Origin of the sequence: Streptomyces sp. 8N706 (genome assembly GCF_052245415.1) — a bacterium.
GTDB lineage: Bacteria > Actinomycetota > Actinomycetes > Streptomycetales > Streptomycetaceae > Streptomyces.
Genome location: NZ_JBQQBW010000051.1, coordinates 1 through 12,089, shown reverse-complemented (window position 1 = coordinate 12,089; position 12,089 = coordinate 1). Strand labels below are relative to the sequence as shown.

Annotated in this window: 13 protein-coding genes and 2 pseudogenes; 13 read left to right on the top strand and 2 right to left on the bottom strand. The window is 70.6% G+C overall.

Going from position 1 to position 12,089, the window contains the following annotated elements:
• Nucleotides 1-48 precede the first annotated feature (48 nt).
• From ACTWQE_RS19935 to ACTWQE_RS19925, 3 genes are all read left to right on the top strand, one after another.
• The gene (locus ACTWQE_RS19935) at nucleotides 49-552 is read left to right on the top strand and encodes a hypothetical protein (RefSeq protein WP_443330342.1); all 504 of its coding nucleotides are present in this window, start codon (nucleotides 49-51) and stop codon (nucleotides 550-552) included.
• Between the two features lie 9 nt (nucleotides 553-561).
• A complete protein-coding gene (locus tag ACTWQE_RS19930; protein WP_443330341.1) occupies nucleotides 562-810 on the top strand; it encodes a hypothetical protein in 249 nt (82 codons plus the stop codon).
• Nucleotides 811-1,014: 204 nt separating this feature from the next.
• Nucleotides 1,015-1,290: a DUF2255 family protein gene (locus ACTWQE_RS19925; protein ID WP_443330340.1), complete on the top strand. Its 276-nt coding sequence runs from the start codon at nucleotides 1,015-1,017 to the stop codon at nucleotides 1,288-1,290.
• Between the two features lie 59 nt (nucleotides 1,291-1,349).
• On the opposite strand, the pseudogene ACTWQE_RS19920 reads toward ACTWQE_RS19925, so the two are convergent.
• Both ACTWQE_RS19920 and ACTWQE_RS19915 read right to left on the bottom strand, forming a co-directional pair.
• Nucleotides 1,350-1,787: pseudogene (locus ACTWQE_RS19920) on the bottom strand (helix-turn-helix transcriptional regulator); the annotation flags it as partial.
• A gap of 192 nt (nucleotides 1,788-1,979) precedes the next feature.
• Nucleotides 1,980-2,316: pseudogene (locus ACTWQE_RS19915) on the bottom strand (ArsR/SmtB family transcription factor); the annotation flags it as partial.
• A gap of 83 nt (nucleotides 2,317-2,399) precedes the next feature.
• On the opposite strand from ACTWQE_RS19915, the gene ACTWQE_RS19910 reads away from it, so the two are divergent.
• The 10 genes from ACTWQE_RS19910 to ACTWQE_RS19865 all read left to right on the top strand — a co-directional run bounded on the left by ACTWQE_RS19910 (nucleotide 2,400) and on the right by ACTWQE_RS19865 (nucleotide 12,061).
• The gene (locus ACTWQE_RS19910; protein WP_443330339.1) at nucleotides 2,400-3,485 is read left to right on the top strand and encodes a cation diffusion facilitator family transporter; all 1,086 of its coding nucleotides are present in this window, start codon (nucleotides 2,400-2,402) and stop codon (nucleotides 3,483-3,485) included.
• A gap of 80 nt (nucleotides 3,486-3,565) precedes the next feature.
• Nucleotides 3,566-4,144 carry a hypothetical protein gene (locus ACTWQE_RS19905; RefSeq protein ID WP_443330338.1) on the top strand — a complete coding sequence of 193 codons (579 nt, stop codon included), beginning with the start codon at nucleotides 3,566-3,568 and terminating at the stop codon, nucleotides 4,142-4,144.
• 189 nt (nucleotides 4,145-4,333) lie between these two features.
• The gene (locus ACTWQE_RS19900) at nucleotides 4,334-5,080 is read left to right on the top strand and encodes a DUF1775 domain-containing protein (RefSeq protein ID WP_443330337.1); all 747 of its coding nucleotides are present in this window, start codon (nucleotides 4,334-4,336) and stop codon (nucleotides 5,078-5,080) included.
• Nucleotides 5,081-5,640: 560 nt separating this feature from the next.
• On the top strand, nucleotides 5,641-6,999 hold the full coding sequence (locus ACTWQE_RS19895) for an MFS transporter (RefSeq protein ID WP_443330336.1): 1,359 nt from the start codon (nucleotides 5,641-5,643) through the stop codon (nucleotides 6,997-6,999).
• Between the two features lie 38 nt (nucleotides 7,000-7,037).
• Entirely contained in the window at nucleotides 7,038-7,394 is a 357-nt protein-coding gene (locus tag ACTWQE_RS19890; protein WP_443330335.1) for an ArsR/SmtB family transcription factor, read from the top strand.
• 377 nt (nucleotides 7,395-7,771) lie between these two features.
• Entirely contained in the window at nucleotides 7,772-8,494 is a 723-nt protein-coding gene (locus ACTWQE_RS19885) for a serine/threonine-protein kinase (RefSeq protein WP_443330334.1), read from the top strand.
• An 84-nt stretch (nucleotides 8,495-8,578) separates the two neighbouring features.
• Complete coding sequence (locus ACTWQE_RS19880) at nucleotides 8,579-9,028, top strand: hypothetical protein (protein ID WP_443330333.1); 450 nt, start codon at nucleotides 8,579-8,581, stop codon at nucleotides 9,026-9,028.
• Between the two features lie 258 nt (nucleotides 9,029-9,286).
• Nucleotides 9,287-9,751 (top strand): hypothetical protein, encoded by a 465-nt coding sequence (locus ACTWQE_RS19875; RefSeq protein ID WP_443330332.1) that lies wholly within the window; start codon nucleotides 9,287-9,289, stop codon nucleotides 9,749-9,751.
• 142 nt (nucleotides 9,752-9,893) lie between these two features.
• Nucleotides 9,894-11,045 carry an alkaline phosphatase PhoX gene (locus ACTWQE_RS19870; RefSeq protein WP_443330331.1) on the top strand — a complete coding sequence of 384 codons (1,152 nt, stop codon included), beginning with the start codon at nucleotides 9,894-9,896 and terminating at the stop codon, nucleotides 11,043-11,045.
• A 602-nt stretch (nucleotides 11,046-11,647) separates the two neighbouring features.
• Complete coding sequence (locus tag ACTWQE_RS19865) at nucleotides 11,648-12,061, top strand: VOC family protein (RefSeq protein ID WP_443330330.1); 414 nt, start codon at nucleotides 11,648-11,650, stop codon at nucleotides 12,059-12,061.
• Nucleotides 12,062-12,089: the final 28 nt, after the last annotated feature.

Here is a 12,089-nt window from a genome sequence, read left to right as displayed (position 1 = left end):
ACGTCCGCCGGGGCGGCTCCATCAGCGACCTTCATCAGGAGGAGAGCCATGTCCATTCCCGGACCTGACCCGTCCCCGATCCCGGCCAACAGCCCCCGCGGGTTACTCACCGAGCAGCAGTTCGCGGGCGTCCGCTCCACCGTCATGGACGCCAACCCCGACATGACCGAGGTCATGGCCGGTCGCATCGTCGAGGAGGGCCTCAAGTTCGTCGTCGCCTGCGCCCGGTTCCCCGACACCGGCCTGGCCCCGTCCCGGATCGTCGACGAGGGCTGGCACGCCCTGCTGCTCCACTCGAAGCTGTACGCCGACCTGTGCGCCCGCTTCGGCGACTTCGTCCACCACTACCCCGGCTGGGACCCCACGCACTACGACCCCCCGGTCCTCGACCGCACCGGCGCCATGATCGGCGAGTGCGGGTACAGCGCCGACGAGGAACTGTGGGGCCACCCCACCGAGAGCATGCTCGTCTCCGTCGCGGCGAACTGCCAGCACGCACCCGAGTGCACCATCCGGCCCATGCCGAACCCACAGCCGCCCGTCCACGCCTAGGCTGGCGGCATGACCCAGGACCAGGCGAAGCACATTGAGCGACTCCTGCAGCTGTGCGGCATGCCCGGCGTCGCCGCAGCAGTCGACCCGACCGACCCGGCAGGTGAGTGGCGCATCTACGACCGAGCCAACGCCGAGACCCGGATCGACATCACCGTGGAGTCCCGCCTGGCTCTGGCGGCCGGCACCCGGTCGACGCCGGGCACGTCGACGCCCCCCGCGGTTCGGGGCTTCGTTGTCCCCGGCGTGAAGGGCTGAGCAGCACCACCCGGCCCCGGTCGTCCTCTCCCCCCGTGGAGGATGGCCGGGGCTTCTTCGCGTCTCGATCGTTTGCCTTCGGGCCAGCAGCTTCGATGGCGCTCAGCTTCGTCGTGCCGGCACCGGTCTCGCGTCGGCGAACGGTGCCCATCTAGGTGTACGTCACCGACGCGTACGCAGTGCCGGAGGAGAGAGCGTTGGTCCATGAACGATTTCATGGACCACGCGGAGATAGTGATGCGGGTACGGCGTGCGGACGGCCGGTGGTCGGCCAGGCCGGTCTGGGTGGTGGTGCCCGGCGGGGAGGCGTACGTCCGCTCGGCATTCGGGCAGCGCAGCGCCTGGTACCGCCGGACCCTGCAGCATGCGGGCACGGAGGTGGAAGTGGCCGGGGTCCGGCTGTCCGTCACCCTCCAGCCGGTGGACGACCCGGAGCTCGTCCAGCGCGTCTCCGGTGCCTACCGGGCCAAGTACGGGTGAGCCGGCCCGGCCCCGTGGAGTCGATGAACGGGCCCGAGGCCGCGGCCACCACCACGCGGCTAACGAATGTCGGGGAGGTCACGCAGTTGCCTGCGTGAGGTGAGCCCGAGTTTGCGGAAGATGTTGCGCAGGTGCGCGTCGACCGTCCGCGGGCTGAGGAACAGCTTGGCCGCCACTTCCTTGGAGGTGGCGCCGTCGGCGACGAGGCGGGCGATGTGCACCTCCTGCATCGTCAGCTGGTCCGACGCCTGCGCCGAGCGGCTACGGGCGTGCTCGCCCGTAGCGCGCAACTCGCCGGCCGCGCGCTCGGCGAACGCCTCCAGGCCGAGATCGGACAGGGGCTCGTGCGCCAGCCGCAGCTCCGAGCGGGCGTCGCGCCGTCGGCCCTGGCGACGCAGCCATTCTCCGTACAGCAGATGCGCTCGCGCTCGGTAGACCACCAGTGAGCTGTCGTCGAGAAGGTCGATCGCCTCCTGATAGGCGGACTCGTCCTGGGATGGTGCGCGGGGCACGGACGCCGCGCAGCGGGACTGCGGGGCGTTGGCACTGCTCCATGCAGGCGGTCCAGGAACTGCTCCAACAGCTCCGTCTCGACCCTGCGGTCAACCGCAGCGGTGAGCCTTTTCGCAGACCCCGGTCGGTCGGCGCCGCTGGGCAGTCAGCCCCTCCCGGTCAGTCGCGGCGAGGAATGGTGGAAACGTGGAAACATCGCGGTCGGCGTGGCTGAGGGCTTCGCCGACCAGGCGGCGAACATGCCCGTCGGACAGGGTGTGAACGACGCGGCGCCCCTCCTTGCGGGTGGCTACCGGTCCGGCAAGACACAGGTTGGCCAGGTGCCGGCTGACTGCCGGGCGGCCGGCGTCGACGCGTCCGTCAACGTGGCGGCATCGGCCTCGCCTTTGCCAAGGGCATGCGGCAGAGTCAGGCGGTCCGGTCGGCCGGCATGCCCGGAACCTCGGCAGCACGGGCGAACTGCTCTGCGCCCGGGTCTTGCGAGTGCGAACCATGCGTACCTGATATGTGCATGCGTGCACCCATGCGCACATAATGGTCCGGGGGCGCACCTGTGTCCACCTCTTGCTCTGCCCGCGCGTCGAAAGGCGATCCTCGTGAGCGACCACGGCCACATCCACCTGGACGGACAGCACGACGAGCACAGCCACGACCACAGCAGGGAGCCCGGGCACGGCGACGGCAGCACGAGCCGCTGGGCCCGCTGGCGGCACCAGGCCGGGCACCCGCTCCGGCCTCACTCCCACGAGTCGGCAGACAAGATCGACCGCGCGCTGGAGTCCTCGGCGCAGGGCATGCGGGCCCTGTGGATCTCCCTTCTGGTGCTCGGTGCAACGGCGTTGGCCCAAGCGGCGGTCGTGGTGCTGTCCGGGTCGGTCGCGCTGCTGGGCGACACCGTGCACAACACCGCGGACGCACTGACCGCGGTGCCGCTCGGCGTCGCCTTTGTACTGGGCCGGCGCGCCGCCACCCGCCGGTTCACCTACGGCTACGGGCGGGCCGAGGACCTCGCCGGGATCGTCATCGTGCTCACCATCGCTGCCTCCGCCGCGTTCGCCGCATGGACCGCGGTCGACCGGCTGCTGAACCCGCAGGCGATCGGCTATCTGCCCGCGGTGGCCGCGGCAGCGGTGATCGGCTTCGTCGGCAACGAGTGGGTGGCCCGCTACCGGATCCGCGTCGGTCGGCAGATCGGCTCCGCCGCCCTGGTCGCCGACGGCCTCCACGCCCGCACCGACGGCTTCACCTCTCTCGCCGTCCTCCTGGGCGCCGGCGGTACCGCTTGGGGATGGCAGCCGGCCGACCCGATCGTGGGCCTGGCCATCACCGCCGCCATCCTGCTGGTACTGCGGGACGCCGCCCGGGAGGTGTTCCGCCGGGTCATGGACGCCGTCGACCCCGCCCTCGTCGATGCCGCGGAGCATGCGCTGGTAGCGGTTCCTGGCGTACGGGCGGTGGGCGAACTGCGGCTGCGCTGGATCGGGCACCGGCTGCGGGCCGAGGTCGCCGTGGCCGTCGACGGGGAGCTGAACGTACGGGAGGCGCACCAGGTCGCGGTGGCCGCGGAGCACGCCCTGCTGCACGCCGTCCCCCGGCTGACCGCCGCACTGGTGCATGCCGACCCGGCCCCCGTGCCGGGCGCGGCCGATCCGCACGCCGCGCTGGCACACCACGGGCCCTGACCGTCAACGAACCAGCACATTACGGACGTTCGGTCACCCCGCTGATAGGGCGCACAGCGATGCCCCATGATGGAGCGACCATGTCGTGGATGCTGCCCCATGCCCGCGCTGCGCGCCGTGTCGACGGCCGGTCGACCAGCGGTGCGCGCGTCTCGGCTGTCCGCGCGTCGGTATTCACGGTGGTCAGTGTCTTCCTCGCCGTCACCGCACACCATCTGGTCTCGGACGGCCCGGTGCCGTGGGGGGAGGCGCTGTTTTCTGCTGGGGTGCTGTTCACCCTCAGTGCTCCCGCCGCCCCCGCTCCACGGTCCATGCCCGCGGTGGTCACGGCCACGACGGGTGCCCAGGCGGGCCTGCACTACTGGCTGGCGCGGGTGCCGACCAGGGGGCTCCTCCGCACGTCGCCGGTCACTCGCCTGCCGGACACCTCGGCCACGGCGCGCACAGGCTCGCCCATCAGGCCGCTCCATTGGGAGCCCATGACGTATGGCACGCCGGGCACCACGGAACAGCGATGTTGGCTGCACACGTCACCGCAGCACTGGTCGTGGCCTGGTGTCTGCACCGTACGGATGCGGCGTGCCGGGCAGTGGTCCGCGCTGCGACCACCGCCCGGCAGGGCCTGTGGGCCCTCCTGGTCACAGTGCTGCGACGGCTGATCCCGGTACGGCCGGCAACCCACTGCCGCCGGCTCCTGCATTTCGCACATGCGCGAGCACGGCCGCCCCGGCGTAAGCAGATGGTGTTGGCGCACGCAGTGGTGCGGCGAGGTCCCCCCGCGGCGGGGTTCAACCTCGCCGCATGACCTGGGCAGGCGCGTCCGCCTGCCTGGGAGACACATCATCACCATGGGAGTTCTCTTGTCCCGCACCACCCGCCTGCGCTCCGTGCGCCGCCTCGCCGCCGTCACCGCCATCCTGCTGTCGTCAGCCGTCGCCCTCGCCGCACCGGCCTCCGCCCACGTGGAGGTGTCCGCGGAGGACGCCCGCGCCTTGGCCAAGAACGTCACGCTTACCTTCAACGCCGAGTCGGAGTCCAGCAGCGCAGGCATCACCAAGCTGCAGGTCTTTCTGCCCGACGGCATAGCCCCCGAGGACATCACCTACGGCGAGGGCCCCAAGGGCTGGAAGATGGCCCGCGGGGACGACGGGTACACCGTCTCGGGCCCGGCCGTCTCCGCCGGCCAGGACGCCGAGTACTCCGTCACCGTGCGGCAGCTACCCGAGACCGATTCCCTGGCCTTCAAGACTCTGCAGTCCTACAGCGACGGAAGGGTGGACCGCTGGATCGAACTGAAGAAGTCCAGCGGCCACGGGCACGGCAACTCGGCCCCCGCACTGGAACTGAAGCCCGCGGCACCGGGAGCGAAACCCGCCGGCCCCAGCCCCAGCACGGATACCGCCTCGTCCGCACCCGCTGAGGAGAAAGCGTCGCCCTCGAAGGCCGACGACTCCCCGAAGGGCGCGAACGCTGCGGCGAAGAAGGAAGACGACGGGACACCGGCCGCGCTGCCGGTGGCCGTCGGGGCTCTGCTGCTCGCGGCGCTCGGCGGCCTGTGGTGGTGGAAGCGACGCAGCGCCGCAGGCGAGTCCTGATGCGAGGCTGCCCCGCGGCCTCCTCAGCGGGACTGCGGGGCAGCCGAGGCGCCAGGGCGGACCGATGAGCCAGGCCTCTCCACCGAAAGCCGGCAGCCCGCTGCCGCCGCCGTGACGATGAGCACGCCACGGCGAACCTTCGGAGTCATGACGCCAACCTGTGCATGCCAGGTACTCGTAGGCCGGCAAGCCGTCGTGTGCGAAGGCCGCAGCTCCGTCGTCGGCCCGGTCGAACCAGCAGCAGACCGCGGCTTGTGCCCCGACGGTGGTGGTCAGCTGTCGACGCAGTGACGGCGACCGCATAGCGCCGGGCAGAGCGATGGCGACCAGTGCCACGGCCGCGAGAAGGCGGACGGTCCAAGACGGTGTGGCATCGAGGGCCAAATTGGGTTGTGACAACTGGATCGGCGGTCTGGGCAGTTTCGCGAAGGTTCTTGATCTTGCTCCAAACGGATCGTTTACGCGAGGGGCGCAGGGCGTTGCGCAGCCAACTTGTGCGTTGATGCGTACATGTTGCCTATGGTGGCGACGGTCGAGTGTTCCGGTGCCGTGGAGGGTTCATGCTGTCTGTGCTGCGCAACCGCGGCTATCGCCGCTTGTTCACCGGGCAGGTGATCGCGCTGGTGGGTACCGGGCTGGCGACGGTGGCGTTGAGTCTGCTCGCTTATGACATCGCCGGTTCGGATGCCGGGTCCGTGCTGGGTACCGCGCTGGCGATCAAGATGGTGGCCTACGTTGGGCTCGCTCCGGTCATCAGCGCGCTGGCCCACCGGCTGCCGCCGCGGCCCCTGCTGGTGGGCGCCGATCTGGTCCGTGCGGCGGTGGCCCTGGCATTGCCGTTCGTCGGTGAGGTCTGGCAGGTGTATCTGCTGATCTTCGTGCTGCAGGCGGCCTCGGCCACCTTCACCCCTGCCTTCCAGTCACTGATCCCCAAGCTGCTGCCTGCGGAGAACGACTACACCCAGGCGCTGTCGCTGTCCCGCCTGGCGTATGACCTGGAGATCCTGTTCAGTCCGCTGCTGGCCGCCGCCCTGCTGAGGTGGATCACCTACAACTGGCTGTTCTTGGGCACGGTGGTCGGGTTCCTCGCCTCGGCCGCCCTGGTCCTGTCGGCCGCCTTCCCCAAGTCCTCGCCTGGCCCCGCCGAGGAAGCCGCAAGCTTTATGGCCCGGGCCACCCGCGGTACCCGGCTCTTCCTCGCCACGCCCCGCCTGCGGGCGCTGCTCGGGCTGACCCTGGCCGTCGCCGCCGGCGGCTCGATGGTGATGGTCAACACCATCGTCTACGTACGCGAGCATCTCGGCCGCGCCGCCTCCGATGTGCCGGTGGCGCTGGGTGCCTACGGCGCCGGGTCCATCCTGGCCGCGCTGCTGCTGCCCCGCCTCCTGCGCCGCGCCGGCGACCGCGCGCTGATGCTGCCCGCCGCCTTCACCTCCGCCGGGCTGCTCATCGCGCTGGCCGCCGTCACGTGGACCCGGCCGGGTGGCTGGACGTGGCCGGTGCTGCTGGCCGCCTGGGCCGCGTTCGGCGTCACCGAATCGGTCATCATGACCCCCACCGGCCGCCTGATCCGCCGCTCCGCCGCCCCCGCCGACCTCACCGCCGCCTTCGCCACCCAGTTCTCCCTCTCCCACGGCTGCTGGCTGGTGACCTACCCGCTGGCCGGCTGGCTGGGCGCCACCGCCGGCCTGGCGTCCGTGGCCCTCGTCCTGGGCCTGGTGGCCCTCGGCGCGGCGGTGGCCGCCTGGCGCCTGTGGCCCGCACCGGACCCCTCCCGCCTTCCCCACCTGCACACCGCCCTGGAGCACGGGCACCCGCACCTGGCCGACGCGCACCACGTGGGTCCCGGCTGGCGGCACACTCATGACTTCGTCATCGACGACCTGCACGAGCGTTGGCCGCTGCGGACCGCTGTCTGACCCGCCCCCGGGACTTCGGCGGCCCCTACCATGTGCGCATGAGCGCACGCGTGCCTGCCGCAGGTGCACCTCTCTCGCAAGGGCTCGGCAACACCGAGCGGCTGGCCGCTGCCGCGGCCGTCCTGGCCCTGCTCGCCGACCGCACCCGGCTGGCCCTGCTCCAGCAGCTCATCCAGGGCGAGGCCGACGTCGCCACACTGACCGCCGCGTGTGGGGCCGCCCGCCCCTCCGTCAGTCAGCACCTGGCCAAACTCCGTCTGGCTGGTCTGGTCGCCACCCGCAAGGACGGCCGCCGGGTGGTCTACACCCTCCAGCACGGTCACCTCAAACGCCTGGTCACCGAAGCCCTGAGCGTCGCCGACCACCAGCTCGGCCACCTCCCGCCCCACGACTAGAGCCTGTCTCTTCGATCAGGAGGCGCGAGCTACACCGAGGTGCTGGGGTTCGTGAAGAAAACCGAGGTCCCGCTCGGTGAGCTACGTGGCGCGGGCGGCTACCTGGTGATGCGTCGCCGCAAGGCCGCTGCCCAGCAGGATTGACGTCACCTTGAGCCGGCGGCGCCGGACGCATGGGCCCGGCGCCTCTGTTCTACGTTCTGGGAGCTGCGACAGGCTGAGGGCCACAACGCCCACTCGATCGCCCTCGCGGGACGGGTACCCGTTGGTCTCCTGATTGCCGGGCACAGTACCTTCACTTCCCGTGACCAGATCCGTGACATGCGGTGGGTACGGTGATCCGCCATTGTGCAACCTCGGGTCAAAGGGTGGTGCGCGTGGACGAGCTGGCAGCAGGGCGGTATCGGCTGCTGGAGGTGCTGGGCCGTGGCGGCATGGGCGAGGTCTGGCGCGCCGAGGACACCACGCTCGGCCGCCAGGTCGCGGTGAAGCTGCTGCTGGAGAGGTTGACAGTGCCCGACGCCACCGAGCGGTTCCGGCAGGAGGCACAGACCGCAGCCGGGCTGAACCACCCGAACGTGCTGGCGGTCTACGACTTCGGCGAGGAGCAGGGCCGCTGCTACCTGGTCATGGAACTGGTGGCCGGACGCAGCCTGAGCGCCGAACTGGCTGCTGACAGGGGGCCCTTGGAGGTCGAAGAGGCATGCCGGCTGGTCGGGCAGGCCGCGTCCGGTCTGGCGGCCGCTCACAAGGCCGGGGTGGTGCACCGGGACATCAAGCCCGGCAACTTGCTGCTCGCCGAAGGCAGCGTGAAGATCGCGGACTTCGGGATCGCCCGCATCCAGGGTGAGGGCGCCTCCGCCCTGACCACCACCGGGGCAGTACTGGGCACCAGCGCCTATCTGGCACCGGAGCGCGGCATGGGCCGCACCGCCGGGCCGGAGGCGGATGTGTACGCGCTGGGCTGTGTGCTGTACGAACTGCTCTGCGGCCGCCCGCCGTTCAACGGGGACGCCGTGGCAGCTGTGGTGTACCAGCACGTCGACGCCGCACCCGTACCACCCCGGCAGGTCCGCCCCGAGATTCCGGCGGCGGTGTAGACGCTGCTGCTGCGGATGCTCGCCAAGGACCCCGCCGCCCGCCCCACCGCCGCACAGGTTGCCCGGTGGCCTCGCACCGCACCCGTGGCTGACACGCGGCGGCGTGGCCGGATCCGCCTGCCGCGCCGGAGCAGGGTCCTCAGCGGTGCCGCGGCCGCCGCGGTGTTCGCAGCCTCGGTTGTCGCCAGCCACCACCTCGGCGCCGGCGGGGACACCGACGCCGTCACCCCGCCCCGGACCACCGGGCCCTCCTCGCCCGCACGCCCCTCCGCATCGCCCACCACCTCCGAACCTGCACGCACCGACGGCCGCGACCAGGCCCCGCTCGTGCAGCGGGAGCACTCCGAGCCCGTCCCACCGGCGACATCACCGCAGGGGGAGGCCGCTCAGCAGACCGCGGAGGCGGAGCAGCAGGCCGCCGAAGAGGCCCGCAAGACGGCGGAGCAGCAGCGCAACCGGTTGGAAGAGGAACAGAAGAAGGCCGCTGAAGACGCCAGAGAACGGATCGAGGACGCGGCCAGGGCCGGCCAGTAACCCCGGGCGTCCCTCTGGCTTCCGGTGAATGCCAGAGCACCGAGCGGCTGTGCGCCATGGCAGCGGGCTGACGCCAGCTGACGCCAAGAGCCGACGACGCCAGACCCTCGCACCCGAGCGCGTGTTGGGACACACCGCAGGCCCCGGCTGCGACGTCTACTCGCTCGGCTGCGTCCTGTACCAGCTGCTGGCGGGCCGCCCCCTTTCCAAGCCGACACCTCAGCGGCCTCGCTTCACCTGCACGTCAACAGCCTGCCCGTGCCGCCTTACCAGCTGCGCCCGGACCTGCCCGGCGCGTTTGATGCGTATCTCCTGCGGATGCCGGCCAAGCAGCCAGATGACCGTCCCACCGCAGAGGAAGTGGCCCACTGGTTCAGCAGTACCGCCTGGTGCGCAGCGGCGGAGCAAGCACTCGCCGCTGAGGGCACCGGCACGGCGACGATGTACCCGCCACCGAAAACCAGCGTCCAGCCGTCCGCCGCTGCCCCGTGGCGCCGCACGCCGTCCGGCCAGCACCCGGGCACGCCGGGAACGCGCACCATCGACCTGCACGACCTCCACGTACGCGCTCGCGCCCATATGCGCCGGCACAAGACGCTGACCGGTGCGATCGCCGGATTCGGGACCTTCCTTTGCTCTGCTCAAGGGGAACGATCGCCATCGCGCGGACCGCGAGAATTCCGCTCCGGTTCACTTCGGATGTGCCAGATCGTTTTTGCGTGATTTCCACGCACCAGATGGCTGGAAAGAGTTTGCATGCGTGGGCCTTATCGGTCGAGTGCGGCCCTCCTAATCTCTCTGCCCGGTGACCAGTCGGCGGAGCTCAACCAGCCATCGTTCGCCCTTCCTTGATGAAGGAGTAGATGTGGAACGCCGTTCTCTTCTCCGTGCCGCCGTCATCGGCGCCGGCGCGGCAGCCTTCTCCGGATCCCTGTGGCGGCAGGCGGCCGCCTACCCCGCTCTCCCCGGCACCAGCCCGTACGGAGCCCTGCAGTCGGCCGACGCCAACGGCATCATGCTCCCGGCAGGCTTCACCAGCCGGGTGATCGCCCGCTCCTCCCAGACCGTACCCGGCACCAGCTACACCTGGCACGGCGCGCCCGACGGCGGCGAGTGCTTCGCCGACGGGACCGGCTGGATCTACGTCTCCAACGCCGAGCTCGGCAGCGGCGCCGGCGGGGCCAGCGCGGTGAAGTTCAACAGCAGCGCCTCCGTCACCGGCGCGTACCGGATCCTGGGCGGCACCAGCCGCAACTGCGCGGGCGGTTCCACCCCGTGGAACACCTGGCTCTCCTGCGAGGAGGTCAGCACCGGCTTCGTCTATGAGACCGACCCGTGGGGGGTGAACGCCGCGGTCCAGCGGCCTGCGATGGGCCGGTTCAACCACGAGGCCGCCGCCTCTGACCCGGTCCGCAAGGTCATCTATCTGACCGAGGACGCTTCCGACGGCTGCTTCTACCGGTTCGTCCCCACCACCTGGGGCGACCTGTCCTCGGGCACCCTGCAGGTGCTCAAGGAAGTCTCCGGCGTCCTGTCCTGGGCCAACGTGCCCGACCCCGACGGCAGCCCCACCCCCACCCGCGACCAGGTCTCGGGAGCCAAGCTCTTCAACGGCGGCGAGGGCTGCTGGTACCGCAACAACATCTGCTACTTCACCACCAAGGGTGACAGCCGCGTCTGGGCCTACAACGCCGCCAACAACACCATCGCGATCGTCTACGACGACAACGTCACCGGCGCCCCGCTGACGGGCGTGGACAACATCACCGCCTCCGCCGCCGTCGGCGACCTGTACGTGGCCGAGGACGGCGGCAACATGGAGATCTGCATCATCACCCCCGACGACATCGTCGCCCCGTTCCTGCGGATCACCGGCCAGTCCTCCTCCGAGATCACCGGCCCGGCGTTCAACCCCGCGGGCAACCGCCTGTACTTCTCCTCCCAGCGCGGCACCTCCGGCTCCAGCAGCGGCGGGATCACCTACGAGGTCACCGGTCCCTTCCGCACCTCTCTGTGATCCACCTGAGACCGGCCGCTCGGTAACCGGGGGGTGGCGCGGGCTGTTCTCACTCCACCGCAGCCCGCGCCGCCTCCCCCTCCTCATCACCGGCGAGCGCAGCCCACGCCTGGCGAGGCACGCCAACCCCGCGCTCGCCGCTGATGCTCGGAGTCGGCAGCGACGGCGCGCCCCCAACCGGTACAGAGTCGCTGCGGCGATCACCTGCACGACGGCCCTGGCCTCCGCCGCGAGCGGGAGCCACACCGAGCGCGAGCGCAGCGGAGTGCCTTACCGATGAAAGGAGCCCCGCCCTCTTCGCCCGAGGGTGGGCCGCGCGGCCTTTGCGCAGGTCAGCCGCCTGCTTACAGACCACCCCGCCACGTTGCCTCCGCCTGGAACAGCAGCCGCAAGCCGCTCGTCGACGAGTTCGCCGTCCAGACAACTCCCAGGTCCCTGAACCACGTGACCAGCGCCCCGTTGACGGCGTTCGACCAGGACGTCGTCTGCACGAATGCTGAGTCGCCGACCAGGCGGGCAACCAGGGCCCTCAGGTGGTCCGACTTCGCCCCTGACGCCCGTAGGCTGCCCTTACGTACTGTTCGTCTCGAAAGGAGCAACTTGTGCCCTCTCGTCTCAACCCGTACATCAGCTTCGCCGGCGATGCGCGGCAGGCCATGGAGTTCTACAAGAGCGTCATGGGCGGCAATTTGAGGCTGAACACCTACGGCGACTTCGGCTCCGAGTCGCCCCCCGGATACGACGACAAGGTCATGCACAGCATGCTCGAGACCGCCAGCGGATTCACGCTGATGGGCGCCGACAATCCGCCGGGGATGGAACACGAACCCGGGAACAACATCGCGGTGAGCCTGAGCGGCGACGACGCGGACGAACTGCGCGGCTACTGGGACAAGCTGTCCGACGGCGGCACCGTGTCCGTCCCCCTGGAGGAGCAGATGTGGGGCGACGTGTTCGGCATGTGCACTGACAGGTTCGGTATCACGTGGATGGTCAACATCAGCGAGCAGGCCTGATCCGGACGTCGTCGTGGGGGGGGAACAC

Coding starts and splice junctions, on each gene's coding strand:
- ACTWQE_RS19925 (WP_443330340.1), top strand. CDS start 1,015: ATGAACGATTTCATGGACCACGCGGAGATAGTGATGCGGGTACGGCGT.
- ACTWQE_RS19930 (WP_443330341.1), top strand. CDS start 562: ATGACCCAGGACCAGGCGAAGCACATTGAGCGACTCCTGCAGCTGTGC.
- ACTWQE_RS19935 (WP_443330342.1), top strand. CDS start 49: ATGTCCATTCCCGGACCTGACCCGTCCCCGATCCCGGCCAACAGCCCC.
- ACTWQE_RS19895 (WP_443330336.1), top strand. CDS start 5,641: ATGCTGTCTGTGCTGCGCAACCGCGGCTATCGCCGCTTGTTCACCGGG.
- ACTWQE_RS19905 (WP_443330338.1), top strand. CDS start 3,566: ATGTCGTGGATGCTGCCCCATGCCCGCGCTGCGCGCCGTGTCGACGGC.
- ACTWQE_RS19890 (WP_443330335.1), top strand. CDS start 7,038: ATGAGCGCACGCGTGCCTGCCGCAGGTGCACCTCTCTCGCAAGGGCTC.
- ACTWQE_RS19900 (WP_443330337.1), top strand. CDS start 4,334: ATGGGAGTTCTCTTGTCCCGCACCACCCGCCTGCGCTCCGTGCGCCGC.